14 protein-coding genes and 1 tRNA gene are annotated in these 18,996 nt (G+C 63.8%); 7 read left to right on the top strand and 8 right to left on the bottom strand.

Translation table 11 applies throughout. The annotated features are described in order from the left end of the window. Nucleotides 1-109 precede the first annotated feature (109 nt). The 3 genes from B0G82_RS12850 to folD all read left to right on the top strand — a co-directional run bounded on the left by B0G82_RS12850 (nucleotide 110) and on the right by folD (nucleotide 3,743). A complete protein-coding gene (locus B0G82_RS12850) occupies nucleotides 110-1,498 on the top strand; it encodes a DUF3300 domain-containing protein (protein ID WP_121307576.1) in 1,389 nt (462 codons plus the stop codon). Between the two features lie 19 nt (nucleotides 1,499-1,517). Continuing rightward, a complete protein-coding gene (locus B0G82_RS12845; protein WP_121308677.1) occupies nucleotides 1,518-2,459 on the top strand; it encodes a DUF2950 domain-containing protein in 942 nt (313 codons plus the stop codon). A 423-nt stretch (nucleotides 2,460-2,882) separates the two neighbouring features. Next, nucleotides 2,883-3,743, top strand: a complete 861-nt coding sequence (folD, locus tag B0G82_RS12840; RefSeq protein ID WP_121307575.1) for a bifunctional methylenetetrahydrofolate dehydrogenase/methenyltetrahydrofolate cyclohydrolase FolD — start codon at nucleotides 2,883-2,885, stop codon at nucleotides 3,741-3,743. Nucleotides 3,744-3,981: 238 nt separating this feature from the next. Here folD and B0G82_RS12835 read toward each other — a convergent pair whose 3' ends face one another. Next, entirely contained in the window at nucleotides 3,982-5,097 is a 1,116-nt protein-coding gene (locus B0G82_RS12835) for an acyltransferase (RefSeq protein WP_121307574.1), read from the bottom strand. Nucleotides 5,098-5,421: 324 nt separating this feature from the next. On the opposite strand from B0G82_RS12835, the gene B0G82_RS12830 reads away from it, so the two are divergent. After that, a complete protein-coding gene (locus tag B0G82_RS12830) occupies nucleotides 5,422-7,530 on the top strand; it encodes a M3 family metallopeptidase (protein WP_116117722.1) in 2,109 nt (702 codons plus the stop codon). Between the two features lie 110 nt (nucleotides 7,531-7,640). On the opposite strand, the gene B0G82_RS12825 is transcribed toward B0G82_RS12830, so the two are convergent. Then, the gene (locus B0G82_RS12825) at nucleotides 7,641-8,933 is read right to left on the bottom strand and encodes an amidohydrolase family protein (protein WP_121307573.1); all 1,293 of its coding nucleotides are present in this window, start codon (nucleotides 8,931-8,933) and stop codon (nucleotides 7,641-7,643) included. Between the two features lie 205 nt (nucleotides 8,934-9,138). Between B0G82_RS12825 and B0G82_RS12820 the strand changes: the two genes are divergently transcribed. Further along, nucleotides 9,139-9,837: an aspartate/glutamate racemase family protein gene (locus B0G82_RS12820; RefSeq protein WP_121307572.1), complete on the top strand. Its 699-nt coding sequence runs from the start codon at nucleotides 9,139-9,141 to the stop codon at nucleotides 9,835-9,837. Between the two features lie 97 nt (nucleotides 9,838-9,934). Here B0G82_RS12820 and B0G82_RS12815 read toward each other — a convergent pair. After that, a tRNA-Met gene (locus tag B0G82_RS12815) sits at nucleotides 9,935-10,011 on the bottom strand. Between the two features lie 89 nt (nucleotides 10,012-10,100). Beyond that, nucleotides 10,101-10,388, bottom strand: a complete 288-nt coding sequence (locus B0G82_RS12810; RefSeq protein WP_106279408.1) for a hypothetical protein — start codon at nucleotides 10,386-10,388, stop codon at nucleotides 10,101-10,103. 170 nt (nucleotides 10,389-10,558) lie between these two features. Between B0G82_RS12810 and xth the strand changes: the two genes are divergently transcribed. After that, nucleotides 10,559-11,335: an exodeoxyribonuclease III gene (gene xth, locus B0G82_RS12805; protein ID WP_121307571.1), complete on the top strand. Its 777-nt coding sequence runs from the start codon at nucleotides 10,559-10,561 to the stop codon at nucleotides 11,333-11,335. 15 nt (nucleotides 11,336-11,350) lie between these two features. Here xth and B0G82_RS12800 read toward each other — a convergent pair whose 3' ends face one another. The 4 genes from B0G82_RS12800 to glnA all read right to left on the bottom strand — a co-directional run bounded on the left by B0G82_RS12800 (nucleotide 11,351) and on the right by glnA (nucleotide 17,889). Next, the gene (locus B0G82_RS12800; RefSeq protein ID WP_121307570.1) at nucleotides 11,351-13,456 is read right to left on the bottom strand and encodes a prolyl oligopeptidase family serine peptidase; all 2,106 of its coding nucleotides are present in this window, start codon (nucleotides 13,454-13,456) and stop codon (nucleotides 11,351-11,353) included. A 113-nt stretch (nucleotides 13,457-13,569) separates the two neighbouring features. Then, nucleotides 13,570-15,087: a nitrogen regulation protein NR(I) gene (gene ntrC, locus B0G82_RS12795; protein WP_106279403.1), complete on the bottom strand. Its 1,518-nt coding sequence runs from the start codon at nucleotides 15,085-15,087 to the stop codon at nucleotides 13,570-13,572. A 44-nt stretch (nucleotides 15,088-15,131) separates the two neighbouring features. Continuing rightward, nucleotides 15,132-16,274 carry a nitrogen regulation protein NR(II) gene (glnL, locus tag B0G82_RS12790; RefSeq protein WP_106279401.1) on the bottom strand — a complete coding sequence of 381 codons (1,143 nt, stop codon included), beginning with the start codon at nucleotides 16,272-16,274 and terminating at the stop codon, nucleotides 15,132-15,134. 199 nt (nucleotides 16,275-16,473) lie between these two features. Further along, nucleotides 16,474-17,889 carry a type I glutamate--ammonia ligase gene (gene glnA, locus B0G82_RS12785; protein ID WP_073427532.1) on the bottom strand — a complete coding sequence of 472 codons (1,416 nt, stop codon included), beginning with the start codon at nucleotides 17,887-17,889 and terminating at the stop codon, nucleotides 16,474-16,476. 439 nt (nucleotides 17,890-18,328) lie between these two features. Between glnA and B0G82_RS12780 the strand changes: the two genes are divergently transcribed. Further along, a complete protein-coding gene (locus tag B0G82_RS12780) occupies nucleotides 18,329-18,793 on the top strand; it encodes a rhodanese-like domain-containing protein (RefSeq protein WP_106279399.1) in 465 nt (154 codons plus the stop codon). The last annotated feature ends 203 nt before the right edge of the window (nucleotides 18,794-18,996 follow it).

Below are 18,996 nucleotides of genomic sequence, written 5' to 3'. Positions count from 1 at the left end.
GCCGGCCCAACGCGTCATTTTCCTCGCCGTATTCCTTCGCGGCGAAGCGACGCAGCCCGCGTTACGCACCGACATCTCGTCGTATAAACCCCACGGGGAGGAATTCATCGTGAAACGATCCGGAGCACACGCCATACGTGTGTTGCTTGTTTGCGCCGTTTTTGCGGGAGCGCCGCTATTGGTCGGACTGGCCGCGCCGAACGCCGTCCATGCGCAAGGTGGCGCAAAGATATCGAGCCAGCAGCTCGATTCGCTGGCCGCCCCTATTGCTCTTTATCCGGACGCGCTGCTCGCCCAGGTGCTGATGGCGTCCACTTTTCCGCAAGCCGTGCAGGCCGCCGCCATATGGTCCAGAGCCAACTCCACGCTGCAAGGCGACAGCGCCGTCAAGGCAGTCGCGTCAGAGCCGTGGGACCCGAGTGTGCAGTCGCTGGTTGCCTTCCCTCAAGTGCTCGCCACCATGGCCTCGAAAGCGGACTGGGTCACGCAACTCGGCAGCGCGTTTCTCGCCCAGCCCGGCGACGTGATGGACTCCGTGCAGCGTCTGCGCAAGCAAGCGCAGGCGGCCGGCAATCTGAGGACGACGTCGCAGCAAACGGTCGTGGTCGAACAGAGCACGATCCAGATCGTGCCCGCCAATCCGCAAGTGGTGTACGTGCCGACCTACAACCCGACGGTGGTGTACGGCGTGTGGCCCTATCCCGCGTATCCGCCGGTGTATGTGCCGCCGCCGCCCGGTTATGTCATCGGCACCAGTTTCTTTGCGGGCCTCGCGTTCGGCGCCGGCATCGCGGTGGCGAACGCGCTGTGGGGCGGCTTCGACTGGCACTCGCATGACGTCAACATCAATGTGAACCGGTACAACAATATCAACGTGCACAACCGCCTCGACGTGAACGGCCGCACGACGAACTGGAACCGCAATGCCGACGTCAATCGCAACATCGGCGGCGCGAATGTCAATCGCGGCTTGAACAACGTCGGCAGCGCCCAGCGCGATGCGTATCGCGCACGCGACGACGCCCGCGCCCGGGCGCAGCACACGCTGCAAAACCGCACGGGCCAGAATCTCGGCGGCAGCGCGAGTCAGCGTGTGCAAGGGATTCATCACGGCGGCACGGCGAACGTCGATTTGCAGAAGCGCGCGCAGAACGTGAATCGCGACAACGCGCTACGCAGCGCCGGCGACGGCAATGCGGCGCGCCAGGACGCCCGGCGCGGCCAGGCGAGCCGCGACGCGCTCGCCGGCCGCGGTGGCCAGCAACATGCAAGTGGAGCGAATGGCGACGGCCTGCGACGCACGAGCGGAGGTTCTGGCGCGAACGGCGGCGATCCGCAACAACGGGCGAGCGGAGGTCTTGGCGCGAATGGCGGCGGCGTCCAGCGCAGCGGCGGCATGAGCGGTGGCGGCGGTGGCGGAGGTCTTGGTGGCGGTGACGGAGGCCGCGCCCTGGGCGGTGGCGGCGCAGGCGAACATCACCTCGGCCGCGGCCGTTGAACAAAAAGGAGCGAGTTCGATGATGCATCTATTCTCACGGGGCACACTGCGCGCCCATGCTCTGACGCTTGCTATCGTGCTCGGCACCACCGGTACACTGCTGCTTGCGCCGGTTCTGCTGATCGGCGCGATCCCGGCCCATGCGCAGGCGGTCTATCCCAGCGCGGACGACGCCGCCAACGCCTTCGTCGAAGCCCTCGCCCGCAACGACGAAGATGCGCTCAAGCGCGTGCTCGGCAGCGACTTTCATCGTTTCATTCCAACCGAAGACGTCGGCCAGGACGACATCTACCAGTTCCTCGGCGAATGGTCGAAAAACCATCAGATCGTCGAGGATCCGATCATGGACAACGGGCTCGCCACCGCGCATCTGACGGTCGGCTACAGCGGCTGGACGTTGCCGATTCCACTCGTGCACGCGCGCAACGGCTGGCGTTTCGATCCACCGGCGGGACGCGACGAGATGCTGACACGACGCATCGGCCGCAATGAACACGCCGCGATCCTGACCTCGCTCGCCTATCTCGACGCGCAATACGACTATCACAACCTGACCCGGCACTATGCACAGCGCTTCGTCAGCACGCCGGGACAGCACGATGGCCTGTACTGGACGACGGCGCCCGGCGAAGCGGAAAGCCCGCTTGGTCCGCTCGCCGCCACCATGCGCGACGGCACGCAGCCGGAAAACGCGTATCACGGCTATCACTTCCGCATTCTCGCCGCGCAAGGGGCGCACGCGAAGGGCGGCGCGAGAAACTACGTCGATAACGCCGTGCTGAGCAAAGGATTCGGATTGATTGCCTCGCCGGCCGACTATGGCAAGACGGGCGTGATGAGTTTCATCGTCAACCAGGACGGGCAGGTCTATCAGAAGAACCTCGGGCCACGAACCGCCCGCGCGGCGGCGGCGATCACATCGTTCGATCCGGACTCGGGTTGGCAGGCGGTCCAGCCGTAGCGGCTCAGGTCGACAGCATTGCTCGCGGCTTGGCTTGGCTTGGCTTGGCTTGGCTTGGCTTGGCTTGGCTTGGCTTGGCTTTGCCCGCCGCACCAAGCCGCGGGCGCGGTCCTGAGCGTGGACCTGCCAGCGGCCGCCCCCCGAAGCCGCCGTCCGAACCGCGCCCCCGTGCGCACCAGGGCACACGCGCAAGGCACGCGGCGCCCGTCTGCGCTGCGCTCCGTTGCGCCGCGCCCGTAATCCCGACGCAGCGCCCCAGGCAGGGCCGGTATAATGTCGCACTTTGCAGCGCCGCTTAACCCCGATTCGCGCCGCGCGCTTTTCACGTGCCGACCCATTCCTGTTGAAAAGCGCCATCGCGCGCGGCATGCACAAGCGTCTGCGCGCTGCCCCGCTTTCCAAACTGCCCATCTCGACCCGACCATGACTGCCAAACTGATCGACGGCCTAGCCCTTTCCAAGACCCTGCGCGCCGATGTCGCCGCGCGCGCCGCCGCCCTCACCGCCCGCGGGCATCAGCCGGGCCTCGCGGTGGTGCTGGTCGGCGACAATCCGGCCAGTGAAGTGTATGTGCGCAACAAAGTGAAGGCGTGCCACGACAACGGGCTCGGCTCGTCGTTCGACCGCTATCCGGCCGATCTGCCGGAAGCCGAACTGCTCGCGCGCATCGACGAACTGAACCGCGACCCGCGCATCCACGGCATTCTGGTGCAACTGCCGCTGCCGCCGCATATCGACAGCCACAAGGTGATCGAGGCGATCGCGCCGGAAAAGGACGTGGATGGTTTTCACGTCGCCAACGCGGGCGCGCTGATGACCGGCCAGCCGTTGTTCCGTCCGTGCACGCCGTACGGCGTGATGAAAATGCTCGCCGCTTACGAGATTCCGCTGCAGGGCGCGAACGCGGTGGTGATCGGCCGCTCGAACATCGTCGGCAAGCCGATGGCGCTGCTGCTGCTCGAAGCCGGCGCGACCGTCACGATCTGCCACAGCAAGACGCGCGATCTGGCCGCTCACACCCGTAACGCGGATGTCGTCGTCGCCGCCACCGGCTTGCGCAACATTCTCACGGCAGAGATGGTGAAACCGGGCGCAGCGGTGATCGATGTCGGCATGAATCGCGACGAAGCCGGCAAGCTGTGCGGCGACGTGGATTTCGCGAGCGTCAAGGAAGTGGCCGGCTACATCACGCCGGTGCCGGGCGGCGTCGGCCCGATGACCATCACCATGCTGCTCGTCAATACGATCGAGGCCGCCGAGCGCGAAGCGGCAGCGAACGCGTAAAGCGGTAGAAGAAAAGCCGGCGAAGCGTCTTCGCCGGCTTCGCGGACTTTTCAACCTTGGCGTCGTGCCAGGGTATCGACATCCCTCGGCGCTAACGCGAGCCACAGTTCTCAGCGTTCGCATCGATCGTCTGAACGCCGGCGAAACGCCCTCGCCGCCTTCGCGATCTTGCTGCCTCGGCGTCTTGCCAAGGTATCCGCATCCATCGGCGCACGCGCGCCTCATACGTCAACGCATCTCAGCGCACAGCCTGATCGCCAGCCGGCATGCCCGCGGCCAACGGCGTCGACGGCCGCGCCAGACGCCCGCGACACCACTTCAGCACCGGCCGCTCCACGAAGTGCCACGACAGCGCCGCGCACAGCAGAATGAACGGCGCGGCGATCAACACGGCTGTCACATGGCTCAACTGCGGCGCGATGTTCGCGACGCATTGCTGCACCATGAAGCCGTACAGATAGATGCCGTACGAATAATCGTGACGCGGCACGAAGCGCCGCAAGAGCGGCGTCGTGCCGATCCACAGCACGCCATACACGAAGGCCAGATAGAACAGCGGCTGCGCGCCGGCGGTGTCGCGGAACACCAGAAACACCATCGTGAACGCCAGCGCGGTCAATCCGTTGATGTCGATCCGTTCACGCCAGCCATACAGCAGCATGCCCAACATGAAAAACGGCTCCGGCCAGAACGAATAGCCGTCGGGCGTTTCGCTGAAATCGCGCAAGCCGATCTGCCAATGCGCGTGATCCACGTGCAGCATGAAGAAGGCGCAGCCGAGCGCGGCCGCGACCACGACACCGCGCGAGCTGGACAGCAAACCCACCATGCCGGTCAGGAGCACGAGCAGATAGCAGCGCACTTCGACCGGCAGCGTCCAGAGCGGCCCGCAAATGTCGACCGGATAACGGTTGTGCTCGAACACGCCGGGCAGCGCCCAGCCGGCCGAGCGCACGATGGTCGAGAAGTTGTCGAGATTGGTCCACGTCATACCGGAGGCGAAATACTCACGCAGCGGCAGCGTCGTGAAAAGCGGACCGACGATGAACACCGTCACCAGCGACCCGGCCGCCACCGCCGGCCAGATCCGCGCGATGCGCAACACGGCGAAGCGCGGCACGGACCGCTGCCGGTCGAAGCTGGCTGTCACCAGCATGCCGCTCAGCAGAAAGAAAGCGTAGACGCCCAGCGCGCCGAAACCGTCGAAACCCAGCGCGTTCTGGACCCAGTCCGTGCTGCCGTCGGGCGCCTGAAGCACATACGAATGGCCATACACGACGGCAACGGCGGCGAACAGCCGTACCAGATCGAAATTGTTGCCCTTGTGCGCGAGAGCGTCCGAAAGCGGATTCATCTGTACCTCTTTGCAAAAAACGCCGCCGACCGACAGCGACGCTCCACATTGCCGCATAGCAGCAATCGAAACCGTGCGCTTTCGCACAGAGCACAGCGGCGAATTTCGGCGCGCGGGGCGCTCGGCTGCGATGTCGCGCTCGCGCACCGGGCCGTGACATTGGATAATTTGTCTGCCGACGGATTGGAATCAACGCGCCCTGCCCCAATAATGTCTGTATCGGCTGTTATGGGGCGTCATAGCGCGCGCCCCGAAGGCAGTCCCCTCGGGGGACGCCCGTCGATGCACCGATTACCCGTTCACCCGCGTCAGACAGGAAGCCTCATGTCCACTACCGCCTCGAATCACGACAATCCGCTCCTCGATTTCTCCGACCTGCCGCGCTTTGGCGAAATCCGCCCCGAACACGTCACGCCCGCCCTCGATGTACTGCTCGCCGATGCGGCCGCCGCCGTCGAGCGCGCTGCCCAGCCGATCACGCCCGCCTCGTGGGCCGACGTGGTCGAGCCGGTCGAGCGCGCCACCGAACCGTTGTCGCGCGCGTGGAGCGTGGTCGGCCATCTGAACGCGGTTGCCGACACGCCCGAGTTGCGCGCCGTGTACGGCGAGAATCTGCCGCGCGTCACCGAGTTCTGGTCGAGTGTCGGGCAGAATCTCGCGCTGTACGAGAAGTACAAGGCGTTGAATGCCAGCGTCGAGTTCGAATCGCTGACCGGCGAGCGCAAGAAGATCCTCGGCAATGCGCTGCGCGATTTCCGCCTGTCCGGCGCGGAATTGCCGGAAGACCAGAAGCCTCATTTCGCCGAATTGCAGGAACGCCAGGCGGCACTTTCGAAAGCGTTTTCCGATCACGTTCTCGATGCGACCAACGCTTACGCGTATATCGTCGAAGCCGGCAATGAAGCCGAACTGGCTGGTTTGCCCGAAGACGTGATCGAAGGCGCGAAGGAAGCGGCCGAACGCGAAGGCAAAACCGGCTACAAGTTCACGCTGCACTTCCCGTCGTATTTCCCGGTCATGCAGTACTCGGAAAATCGTCCGATGCGCGAAGCGATGTATCGCGCCTATGTCACGCGCGCCTCCGAGCTCGGCCCGCAATACGGCAACGGCAAGCCCGAGTGGGATAACACCGCCGTGCTCGCCGACCAGCTGAAACTGCGCGCCGAGGAAGCGCATATGCTCGGCTTCAACAATTTCGCCGAAGTCTCGCTCGCGCCGAAAATGGCCGAGTCGCCCGCCCAGGTGATGAGCTTCCTCGAAGATCTCGCCACGCGTGCGCGTCCGCATGCCGAGCAGGACTGGAAAGAACTGCGCGAGTTCGCCGCCAACGAACTGGGCATGACCGAACTGCAACCGTGGGACATGACGTTCGCCGCCGAGCGTCTGCGTCAGAAGCGCTATTCGTTCTCGGAGAACGAAGTCAAACAGTACTTCCCGGAAGACGCCGTATTCAAGGGTCTTTTCAAGGTCACGGAGACACTCTTCGGCGTGCGTATCCGTCGCGACGAAGCGGCTGTGTGGCATCCGGACGTGCGCTTTTTCCGCGTCGAGAATCAGGACGGCGGCCTCGTCGCGCAGTTCTACCTCGATCTGTATGCGCGCGAAGGCAAACGCGGCGGCGCCTGGATGGACGACGCGCGCGGCCGTCACAAGCACACGCACGGCAGCGTGCAAACGCCCGTCGCGTATCTGACGTGCAACTTCTCGGCGCCGGTCGGCGGCAAGCCCGCCTGCTTCACGCACGACGAAGTCATCACGCTGTTCCATGAGTTCGGCCACGGTTTGCATCACATGCTCACGCGCGTCGATGAGCTGGGCGTGTCGGGCATCAACGGCGTCGAGTGGGACGCCGTCGAACTGCCGTCACAATTCATGGAGAACTTCTGCTGGGAGTGGGACGTGCTGAGCGACATGACCTCGCACGTCGAAACGGCCAAGCCGTTGCCGCGCGATCTGTTCGACAAGATGCTCGCCGCGAAGAACTTCCAGAGCGGCCTGGGCACGCTGCGCCAGATCGTGTTCTCGATGTTCGACATGCAGCTGCATACTGGCTTCGACGCGTCCGGCACGAAGAACGCCACCGAACTCGCAAGCGAAATCAACGAGCGCTTCCATGTCGTGCCGCAGGCGCCGTTCTCGCGTTGGCCGAACACGTTCAGCCATATTTTCGCGGGCGGTTATGCGGCCGGCTACTACAGCTACAAGTGGGCTGAAGTGCTGTCCGCCGACGCCTACGCGGCCTTCGAAGAAGCGGCGCAAACGGCGAGCGGCAGCGTGCTCGATCAGGCGACCGGCATGCGTTACCGCAAGGAGATTCTGGAAGTGGGCGGCAGCCGCCCGGCGATGGAATCGTTCAAGGCGTTCCGCGGCCGCGAGCCGAATATCGACGCTTTGCTGCGCCACAACGGCATGTCGCCGGGCGCGGCGCATTGATCGGTTGATGCAAGCGTCGGCGCTTTACATGGGCCGATAAAAAACCGGTGACCTGCGTTATGCAGGCACCGGTTTTTTTGTTTCGCGCGAAACTCCGAGCCTCGCTGCGATCAGCCGCGATGCAGTTTGAAATCCACTTGCGCAGGCCGGCCTTCGAGCGACAGCGCCGCGCGCGCGGCCGGCGCGCGGCTCACCACCTTGCCGCGGCTCACTACCACAAGGCGCGCGGCGCGCAAGCGGATGGCTTCCACCGGATCGCGCGCGTCGAGCAGCACCAGATTGGCCACGCATCCCGGCGCGATGCCGTAGCCTTCCAGACCGAGAATGCGCGCGGCGTTCACCGTCACCGCGTCGAAACAGGCGCGCATACCGTCGACGCCCGTCATCTGCGCCACATGCAAGCCCATGTGCGCGACTTCGAGCATGTCGCCCGAACCGAGGCTATACCAGGGGTCCATCACGCAATCGTGGCCGAACGCGACGTTGATGCCGGCCGCCATCATCTCCGGTACGCGCGTCATGCCGCGCCGTTTCGGATACGTGTCGCTGCGGCCTTGCAGCGTGATGTTGATCAGCGGATTCGCGATTGCCGCGACGCCCGACTCGCGCATCAGCGGCAGCAGCTTGCTGACATAGTAGTTGTCCATGGAATGCATCGAGGTCAGATGCGAACCGGTGACGCGCCCGTGCAAACCGAGCCGGTGCGTTTCGGCCGCGAGCGTCTCGATGTGCCGCGACATCGGATCGTCCGATTCATCGCAATGCATGTCGACGCGCAAGCCCTGCTCCGCCGCGTACTCGCACAACAGGCGCACGGACTGCGCGCCGTCCGCCATGGTGCGCTCGAAATGCGGAATGCCGCCGACCACGTCCACACCCATCGCGATCGAGCGCTTGAGATTCTCGAAAGCGCCCGGGCTGCGCAGCACGCCGTCTTGCGGAAAGGCCACCAGTTGCAGGTCGAGATACGGCGCGACGCGGCGTTTCACCTCGACCAGCGCCTCGACCGCGAGCAGGCGCGGGTCGCACACATCCACGTGGCTGCGGATGGCCAGCAATCCGCGCGCGACGGCCCAGTCGCAATACTGCAGCGCGCGCTCGATCAACGCCTCCTGCGTCAAATCCGGCTTCAGTTCGCCCCACAACGCGATCCCTTCGAGCAGCGTGCCCGACGCGTTCACACGCGGCAAACCGTACGAGAGCGTTGCGTCCATATGAAAATGCGGATCGACGAACGGCGGCGTGACGAGCGAGCCCGCTGCGTCGATTTCCTCGCGCGCGTTGGCGGCCAGATTCGGCTCGACCGCAACGATACGGCCCGCTTCAATGCCGATGTCGACCGGCTCTTTATGTTGCGGCGCGGCGCCTGGCGGCAGCATCGCGCGGCGGATGATCAGATCCATCTATCGCTCCCTTTGATCCCGTCCTGATTGATTACGATTCTATCGGCGTCAGAAAGCGCGTGGCGGCGATTTCGTTCGACGATTGTTCATTCGGCCGTACCGGCGAGCGGCGCACGATCCGTACCGGCAGTGCATCGCGGCACCCGCCTATACTCGCCGGACAGACGGTCGATGCCGCGCCGTCATCCACTCACGGAGCAAGCACATGAAAACGATCGGCGTGATCGGCGGGATGAGCTGGGAATCGTCCACCGAGTATTACAAGCTCCTCAACCGCCACGCCAAGGCGCGCCTGGGCGGCCACCACAACGCCCGCAGTCTGATGCTCACCGTCGACTTCGCGCCGATCGAAGCGAACCAGCGCGCGGGCGACTGGACCGCGCTCGGCCAGCAGATGGCCGACGCCGCGCGCCAACTCGAACGCGGCGGCGCCGATCTGGTGATGCTCGCGACCAACACGATGCATCGCGTGTATGAATCGATCGAAGCGGCGATCGACGTGCCCTTCCTGCATATCGCCGATCCGACCGGCAGCGCGCTGCGCGTGGCAGGTGTCGAGCGGGTAGGCTTGCTGGGCACGCGCTATACGATGGAGCAAACTTTCTACACGGGGCGGCTGCGCGAGCGCTACGGCCTCGAGACCGTGACTCCCGACGAAGCCGAACGCGCGGACGTGCATCGCATCATTTACGACGAGCTATGCCACGGCAAAGTGAACGACGCTTCGCGCGCGGTGTATCAGCGTGTGATCGAAGCGCTGGCCGCGCGTGGCGCGCAGGCGGTGATTCTCGGCTGCACCGAGATCACGTTGCTGATCAAGCCGGAAGATTCCGCGTTGCCCGTGTTCGATACGACTGCGTTGCATGCGCAAGCGGCCGTTGAATGGGCGATTGATGCGGAGTGAAGGTGCATGCGCGCGTGTGCTTCAACGTATGCGCACGCGCACGCCGCACAAGTTAAAAAGCCCGCGTGGCTTGCGCCAGCGGGCTTTCAACAATGCTTGGTTGCGGGGGTAGGATTTGAACCTACGACCTTCGGGTTATGAGCCCGACGAGCTGCCAGACTGCTCCACCCCGCGTCAGAGAAAACGGATTGTATAGAGATGTTCACAAGACGTCAAACAATCGCGCGAATTATTTCATGCTCGTGAAATGACGCACACGCGGCTCACAGATCCTGGACCGTCGCGCCTTCCACCTTGCCGTCGATAATGTCCGCGCCGTACTGGCTCGCGCTGCGTTTAGCCACGCCGAAATCGGAGAACGTGAGCGGCAGCACGAGACGAAATACGCGGCTCGCCTTCGAGCCGCTGATCGCGCCCGGCCGGCAGACGCGCACCGCGACGTCATAGCCTTCGGAGTGGCGCTTGTGTCCGTCGAACTTGTCGAATGCTCGCGAAAACACCAGCGGGTGCACTTCGAAGTCCTTATAAAGAGCTGGGTAAAGTTCGGCCATGATGCCTCCCCGATGCGCAAAAGCGCGAGTGTGAGTCGTCTCACTATACGCCGCGGCATGGGTGCCTCGCGCTTTTATTTTCGATGCCGCGACGGGACCATTTTCACTGCCGCCTCGTTCGCGCGATAAGATGCGGAACTATCGGAATTACGCAAGAAAAAGAGAATGTCATGAAAATCGCCACCTGGAACGTCAACTCCCTCAAAGTGCGCCAGCAGCATGTGATCGACTGGCTCGAAACCAGCGGCACCGACGTGCTGTGCCTTCAGGAACTGAAGCTGCCCGACGAAAAATTCCCGCGCGCCGAACTCGAAGAGAAGGGTTACCGCAGCTGGTTCGCCGGCCAGAAGACCTATAACGGCGTCGGCATTGTGGTGCGCGGCGGCCTGACGGTCGACGAAGCGAGCATCGTGCGGAATATTCCGGGCTTTGAAGATCCGCAGCAACGTGTGATTGCCGCGACCATCGAAGGCGTGCGCATCATCTCCGCGTATTTCCCCAACGGCCAGGCGCCGGGCACCGACAAGTTCGCGTACAAACTGCGCTGGCTTGCTGCGCTGCACGACTGGATCGCGAGCGAGATGGCGCTGCATCCGAAGCTCGCGCTGCTCGGCGACTACAACATCGCGCCGGAAGATCGCGACGTGCACGACCCGAAAGCGTGGGAAGGCCAGAACCTGGTATCGCCCGAAGAACGCGCCGCGTTCGTGCGGCTCATCGAGCTCGGTCTTCTCGACGCATTCCGCCAGTTCGAGCAGCCGGAGAATATCTACTCGTGGTGGGACTACCGGATGATGGCGTTCCGCCGCAACGCGGGGCTGCGCATCGATCACATCCTGCTGTCGAAGGCGCTGGCCGACGTGTGCTCTTCGTGCGATGTGGACAAGGTGCCGCGCAAGTGGGATCAGCCGTCGGACCACGCGCCGGTCGTCGCGCAGCTCGGCTGATCTTTCCTCACAGCGTCAGGCCTGCGTCGACGGGTTCAACGTACGCCACAGGAATTCGAACACCATCGCATCGTGCTCGGCCTGCTCCAGTTCATCGGAGCCGCCGTGCCCGCCCTCGGTATTCTCCCGATACCACACGTGCTGCGCGCCCAACGCCTGCATATGCGCGGCCATCTTGCGCGCATGGCCGGGATGCACACGGTCGTCGGCCGTCGATGTGGTGAACAGCACAGGCGGATACGCGACGTTCGCCGCCACACGATGATACGGCGAGTAAGCGGCCAGCATGCCTGCCTCATCGGGCTCGTCGGGGTCGCCATATTCGTCGATCCATGACGCGCCCGCATGCAGCAGATGGTAGCGGCGCATGTCGAGCAAGGGCACCTCGCACACCACGGCGCCGAACAGCTCGGGGCGCTGCACCATGCACGCCGCCACCAGCAGGCCGCCGTTGCTGCCGCCCTGAATGCCGAGTTGCGTGGCGCTCGTCACGCCCGTGTCGATCAACGCCTCGGCCACCGCGATGAAATCGTCGAACGCACGCTGGCGATGCTCGCCTTGCGCGGCCGTATGCCAGCGCGTGCCGAATTCGCCGCCGCCGCGAATATGCGCGACCACATACACGCCGCCGCGCGCCAGCCAGCCGATGCCTTGCCCGGTGAGATAGCTCGGCAGCAACGGAATCGCAAAGCCGCCGTAGCCGTTGAGCAGGCACGGGCGCGCGTGCTGTTGCGCATCGCGCGGGCCGACAACGGTGTACGGCACGCGCGTGCCGTCTGCGGAAACAGCGTGACCGCGCGTGACGGCGAACTGGGTCGCGTCGAATTGCGTCGGCCAGCGGTCGAGCAATTCCCATTCGCTCAGATCCTCGCGCGCGAGGTCGGCGAGCCAGTACGCAGGCGGCTGAAGATAATCGTCGGTGTCGACGAACACCTCGTCGTCGAGCGTCGGCTCGACCGGCGACACGTCGGCTTGCGCGTCGTCGCGCGTCGGAAAAACGCGCTGCTGCCAATGCCACGCCTGGTTGTCCGCTTGCGACGGCGTCAATAGCAAGGTCTTGTTCCGCACATCTTGCAGATACGACACGATCAGGTGGTTGAGCGTATGCGTCCACTCGCAGGCCGACGTTTGCGGCGTCGGCGTGAATAGCGGCAGTACGTCGCGCTCGCCGCGCAGGAACGCATCTTCGCGGATCGCCAGCAACGCGCCGCCCGGATAGTGCACGCCATTGCAATCCCAATCGAGCCGCGGCTCGAGCAACAGCCAGCCTTGCCAGCCGCTCACCGCGACGTGCGACGGCACCTCGTAGCGGCGCCATGCGTCGGCGGCCCCTTGGGCGCCATCGAGGTAGTACGTGTGCGAATCGAAGAAGTCGACGCTACTCACCACCGTATGCCGCTGCTCGACCGGATCGTAGTGCGCTTCCACGCCGATATCGCCGAACGCGCCCTTGAACACCACAGGCGCGTCGGCGAGCGCCGTGCCACGCGTCCAGCGCCGCACTTCGCGCGGATAACCGGAGCGCGTCAGGCTCTTGCGGCCGTTATCCCAGCCAACGTAAAGCGTGTACCGATCGATCCACGACGCCGTGTGCTTGCCGGCCTTCGCGATCACGAAACCGTCGTCGACGAAGCGTCGCGCGTCGATGTCGAACTCGCGCACCACGAGCGCGTCCGAGCCGCCCGGCGACAGCGTGATCAGCGCGCGGTCGCCATCGGGATAGAGGATATCCAGCTCCACGCACACCCAGGGCGTGCCTTCATCTGCGCCGAGCGCGTCGAAGTCGAGCAGGTTCTGCCACTCCGGTTTGCCGCCACGCCATGCCGCCCACGTCGTACGCCGCCAGATGCCCTTGGGATTGCGCTCGTCCTGCCACAGGTCGTAAGCCCACTCTTTCCAGCGATCGGGAATCACCGGACGTTCGCGCGGCAGATAGGCGTCGGCAAGCCGCTGCCTGAGCGAGGCGAATTCCGCGCTGCTGCACCACGCGGCGCGCGTGCGCGCGTTCTGCTGTTCGACCCACGCGAGTGCGTCAGGGTCGTCGAGCGCTTCGAGCGACAGGAAAGGATCGGGGGAAAGCGGCCAGGAGAAAGGAGCGGTGAGAGTGCGAGGTGCGGGCATCGTCGGCTGTCGAATGAAAACAGCGTTGATTATGCCTTGTGGGAGCGCGTGGCTCGTTCGACAAGCGAATGAGCGGCGCGGCTCCCGCGCCGCCCCGCTCTGCAATCAGGCACTCACGGCTCGAGATTCAGTTCCTGAATCTTGCGCGTAATCGTATTGCGGCCGATGCCGAGGCGCTCCGCCGCTTCGACCTTGCGTCCGCGCGTGAAGTCGAGCGCTTCGCGAATCACCGCCGCTTCGAAACGGCGCGCGAGTTCGTCCATGACGTCCGCGGCGTTCTCGCGCAACATCCGCGCGACTTCGGTGCGTAAGCCGCCTTCCCAGGCGCTCACGGTAGTCGCGACCGGCATGCCGCCCGCCGCGGCCGGATGCGTTGCCGCACTTGCGCCGTTGACCGGCACGCCGCCCGCGAGAGTCGCATCACCCGCGCCGATCGCCCCGCCACCACCGCCGGTCAGATCGCTCACGCCCGCTTGCGCGGGGCCGAGATCAGGCGGCAGGTCCTTGATCTCGATGGTCTGCGCCGGCGCCATCACCGTGAGCCAGTTGGCGAGATTCTCCAATTGACGCACGTTGCCAGGAAACGGCAACGACGCGAGATAAGCCAGCGCCTCTTCGGACACGCGCTTCGGCTCGACGCCGAGATCGCGTGCGCTCTTCTGCAAAAAGTGCCGCGTGAGCAGCGGAATGTCCTCGCTACGCTCGCGCAAAGCCGGCAAGCGCAAGCGGATCACATTGAGGCGGTGATACAAGTCCTCGCGGAACAGGCCCTGACGCACGCGCGATTCGAGATTCTGGTGCGTCGCCGCGATCACGCGCACATTGGCGCGCAACGGATTGTGGCCGCCCACGCGATAGAACTGCCCGTCCGACAACACCCGCAATAGACGCGTCTGCAGATCGAACGGCATATCGCCGATTTCATCGAGAAACAGTGTGCCGTTCTCGGCCTGTTCGAAACGGCCCTGACGCATGGCCTGCGCGCCGGTAAAGGCGCCGCGCTCGTGGCCGAATAATTCGGATTCCAACAGATCTTTTGGAATCGCGGCAGTGTTCAGTGCGATGAAGGGACCGTTCGCGCGTGGGCTATGTCGGTGCAACGCACGCGCGACCAGTTCCTTCCCGGTGCCTGATTCGCCGGTAATGAGCACGGTTGCCGCAGAATGGGACAAGCGGCCGATGGCGCGGAACATATCCTGCATCGCTGGTGCCTGGCCGAGCATTTCCGGTGCTTCGGTGACGCGTTCATCCCACGTCTGTTCGCCGCGCATGCTTTCGTCGACGGCACGGCGGATCAGTTCGACCGCCTTGTCGACGTCGAACGGCTTGGCGAGGTATTCGAACGCGCCGCCCTGGAATGCGGCGACGGCGCTATCCAGATCCGAGAACGCCGTCATGATGATGACGGGCAAGCCCGGCACCTTGTCGCGCACGGTTTGCAGCAATTCGAGACCGGAGCCGCCGGGCATCCGGATGTCGGACACCAGCACTTGCGGACTTTCATGTTCGAGCGCGGCCGACGCTTCGCGCACGTTCGCGAAGCTGCGAGTCGCGAAGTTTTCGCGGGCCAGTGCTTTTTCGAGCACCCAGCGAATCGATTGATCGTCGTCTACTATCCAGATCGGCTTCATATGGGTCGGTCAGAAGTCTTGAGTACGTTTGAGTACATATGGTGTTAGCAGTCGAGCGGCAGCAGAATCTGAAACTCGGTGTGGCCCGGGCGGCTATCCACTTCGATCAAACCGTCATGCTGTTGCACGAAGGTCTGCGCGAGCGTCAGTCCAAGACCGCTGCCGTCCTCGCGCCCTGACACGAGCGGATAGAAAATGCGGTCACGGATTTCTTCGGGAATGCCTGGGCCGTTGTCAGTGATATGCAAGTCCAGTGCCAGCTTACATAAGCGTTTCGACACCGTAATCTTGCGGGCAATGCGGGTGCGCAATTCGATTCGCGCATCGCCTTGCGAAATACGTTCGCGCAGCGCTTCAGCCGCGTTGCGCACGATGTTCAGGAGCGCCTGGATCAGTTGCTCCTTGTCGCCACGCAGGTCCGGCACGCTCACGTCGTAATCGCGCTCGATGGTGAGGCCGCGCGGAAACTCCGCGAGAATCACCTGACGCACGCGCTCGCACACCTCGTGAATATTCACGTCGCCGACGATATGCGGATGACGGTGCGGTTCGAGCAACCGGTCGACCAGCGTTTGCAGCCGGTCCGATTCCTTGATGATGACCTGCGTGTACTCGCGCAACTCATCGCGTTGACGCTCGCCGAGTTCGAACTCCAGCAGTTGCGCCGCGCCGCGAATGCCGCCGAGCGGATTCTTGATCTCATGCGCGAGGTTGCGGATCAGTTGCTTGTTGACCGCCGTGAGGTCGTTGATGCGCTCCTCCCGGTCGGTGCGCAGATGCCGCTCGTTTTCGAACAGTTCGAGCAGCACGTAGTCTTGCGCGCTTTCCAGGAAGCCGACGATCGCATGCACATGCAGCGGCTCGTGGGCCGGCCGTTCGAGCACGGCGTCGAGATGCGTCGCGTGAAAGCGGTGGGCGGCGATCGCGGAGATGGTCGCGACCAGTTCGTCGGCATTCGAGAAGATGTCCGGCCACGCCATTTGCGTCAGTTGCCGGCGCGAGAGCTCCAGCATCGACTCCGCCGACGGATTCGCAAACGCGACGCGCAGCGTGCGCTTTTCGAGCACCAGCACCACTGTCGGCAACGCCTCGAAGCCCGGCAGCAAACCCGAGCTAACGAGTTGAGCGTCGTCCGAGAGCGCTTGCTCGTGCCCTTTCCTTGCCTTGATCAGATTCTTAAGAACCATCTTGCAGTCTGGCCGATAGGAGATGGTGATAAATCAGGTAGTCCGCCTGCTGTTTTGCTCAATACCTCAACAACGCCCATACGCCGCAAACGTTGTGCGCGGTCTAACGAAAAAGGGACGGCGCCGCCGTCCCTTCGTGACCGATCGCGAGCGTCGGGCAAAGCGCTTCGCCGTGTGAAGGGCGAAGCGCCATGGCCGCTTACAGCGAGTAGTACATTTCGAATTCGATCGGGTGCACCGACTGACGATAGCGTTGCAGCTCGCCCGTCTTCAGTTCGATGTACGCGTCGAGCATCGAATCCGTGAACACGCCACCGCGCGTCAGGAATTCGCGGTCCGCGTCCAGCGCGTCCAGAGCCTGGTCGAGGCCGGCGCACACGGTCGGGATCTTTGCATCCTCTTCCGGCGGCAGGTCGTACAGGTTCTTGTCGGCAGCTTCGCCCGGGTGAATCTTGTTCTGCACGCCGTCCAGACCCGCCATCATCAGCGCGGAGAAGCACAGGTACGGATTCGCCATCGGATCCGGGAAACGCGTTTCGATACGGCGGCCCTTCGGGTTCGACACGTGCGGAATGCGGATCGATGCCGAACGGTTGCGAGCCGAGTAAGCCAGCTTGACCGGCGCTTCGAAGTGCGGCACGAGGCGCTTGTACGAGTTCGTCGACGGGTTCGTGATCGCGTTCAGCGCGCGAGCATGCTTGATGATGCCGCCGATGTAGAACAGCGCGAATTCCGACAGACCTGCGTAACCGTTGCCCGCGAACAGGTTCGTGCCGTCTTTCCAGATCGACTGGTGAACGTGCATGCCCGAACCGTTATCGCCGACCACCGGCTTCGGCATGAACGTTGCCGTCTTGCCGTACGTGTGCGCGACGTTGTGGATGATGTACTTCATTTGCTGCAGCCAGTCGGCGCGTTGCACCAGCGTCGAGAACTTGGTGCCGATTTCGTTCTGGCCTTGGCCCGCGACTTCGTGGTGATGCACTTCGACCGGAATGCCGATCTGTTCGAGCAGCAGACACATTTCCGAACGGATGTCCTGGAACGTGTCGACCGGAGCGACCGGGAAGTAGCCGCCCTTCGTGCCCGGACGGTGGCCGGTGTTGCCGCCTTCGAATTCCTTCGCCGACGACCACGGTGCTTCTTCCGAACCGATCTTGATGAAGCAGCCCGACTGGTCCGTGTTCCACTGGACCGAGTCGAAAATGAAGAATTCCGGTTCCGGGCCGAAGAAGGCCGTGTCGCCGAGGCCCGTGCTCTTCAGATAGGCTTCAGCGCGCTTTGCCAGCGAGCGCGGGTCGCGCTCGTAGCCCTTGCCGTCCGCCGGTTCGACGACGTCGCAGGTCAGCACGAGGGTGGATTCTTCGTAGAACGGGTCGATGAAAGCCGTGTTCGCATCGGGGACCAGCAACATGTCCGAGGCTTCGATGCCCTTCCAGCCGGCAATCGAAGAACCGTCAAACGCATGGCCGCTTTCGAACTTGTCTTCATCGAATGCCGACACCGGCACCGAAACGTGTTGCTCTTTGCCGCGCGTGTCGGTGAAACGAAAGTCGACAAACTTGACGTCTTCGTCTTTGACGAGTTGTACGACGTCGGCCACGGATTTACTCATAACCTATCTCCTGATTAACGAATTCGGCGGATTCAGCCGCCGCCCAATCTAGCTGACCCGTCCCGGCGCGTCCACCCTCAATCGTTGAGGAGGAACATAAAAGTCTGCCTGGACAAATCGATCGGCACCAATAAAGCAGCTTCTGTGCCATGTGTGCGCCAACCCGGCGCAGCGCCACACTGCGCGCGCGATTGCGGGGAATGGGCGCACCGCACCGCATGCAGCCCCCAAATCCCCGAGCCCGAGCTAGCACCAAATGCGTGCATTCACCGGATTGGGAACCGACGACATCTTTATTTTGGTGCATTTCACGAAAATTGCACCATATTTGCGCATTCGCCCGCTTGCGATGCAAGCCTATCTTCGCCGTTCGTGCAAGACGCGCGCGCCGCACGGCGCGCGCTAAAATGGTCGTTTGGTCCGAAGGAGATTTGCGCTCATGAGCACGCTCGAACAGTTGTACGCCAGCGCGGACAAGCGCCGTAGCGAGAACCAGTTGCCGTACGCGGGCGCGATATCGCCCGCCGAAGCGTTCGAACTGCTGCAACTCGACCCGCGCACCCGCCTCGTCGATGTGCGCACCCGCGCCGAACTCGATTGGGTCGGCCGGCCGGTGATCGGTGACGGACAGTATGCACACGTGGAATGGACGCGCTATCCGGGCGCCGTGCCGAACCAGGAATTTCTCGCGCAGTTGAAGCAGGTCGCCACGCCCGATACACCCGTGCTGTTCCTGTGCCGCAGCGCCGCGCGCTCGAAGCTCGCCGCGATCGCCGCCACGCAGGCCGGCTTCACCAAGGCGTATGACCTGCTGGAAGGCTTCGAAGGCGACAAGGATGGCCAGGGGCATCGGAAGACGGTGTCGGGCTGGTGCTTTCGCGGATTGCCGTGGATCGGCGCGTGAGTGCGGCGGTTGGGTGCGGCGGTTGGATGACTGCTGCGTAGCGGCTGTGCGGCAGTTTCAGGCGCTTACGCTAGCGCTGCCCACTCGCAGACTGCTCGCTGATTGCTCGTCGGCAGTCACGGCGGCTTCTCAGGACCGGTTCGACGCCGCTATTTGCCTGCCGCAGATAAGGACAGCCACATCGTCGACGCTGAATATGACAG

It is taken from the genome of Paraburkholderia sp. BL17N1, assembly GCF_003634175.1.
Taxonomy (GTDB): domain Bacteria; phylum Pseudomonadota; class Gammaproteobacteria; order Burkholderiales; family Burkholderiaceae; genus Paraburkholderia.
Note: the sequence above shows the minus strand (reverse complement) of the source record. Positions and strands in the feature narration are given on the sequence as shown.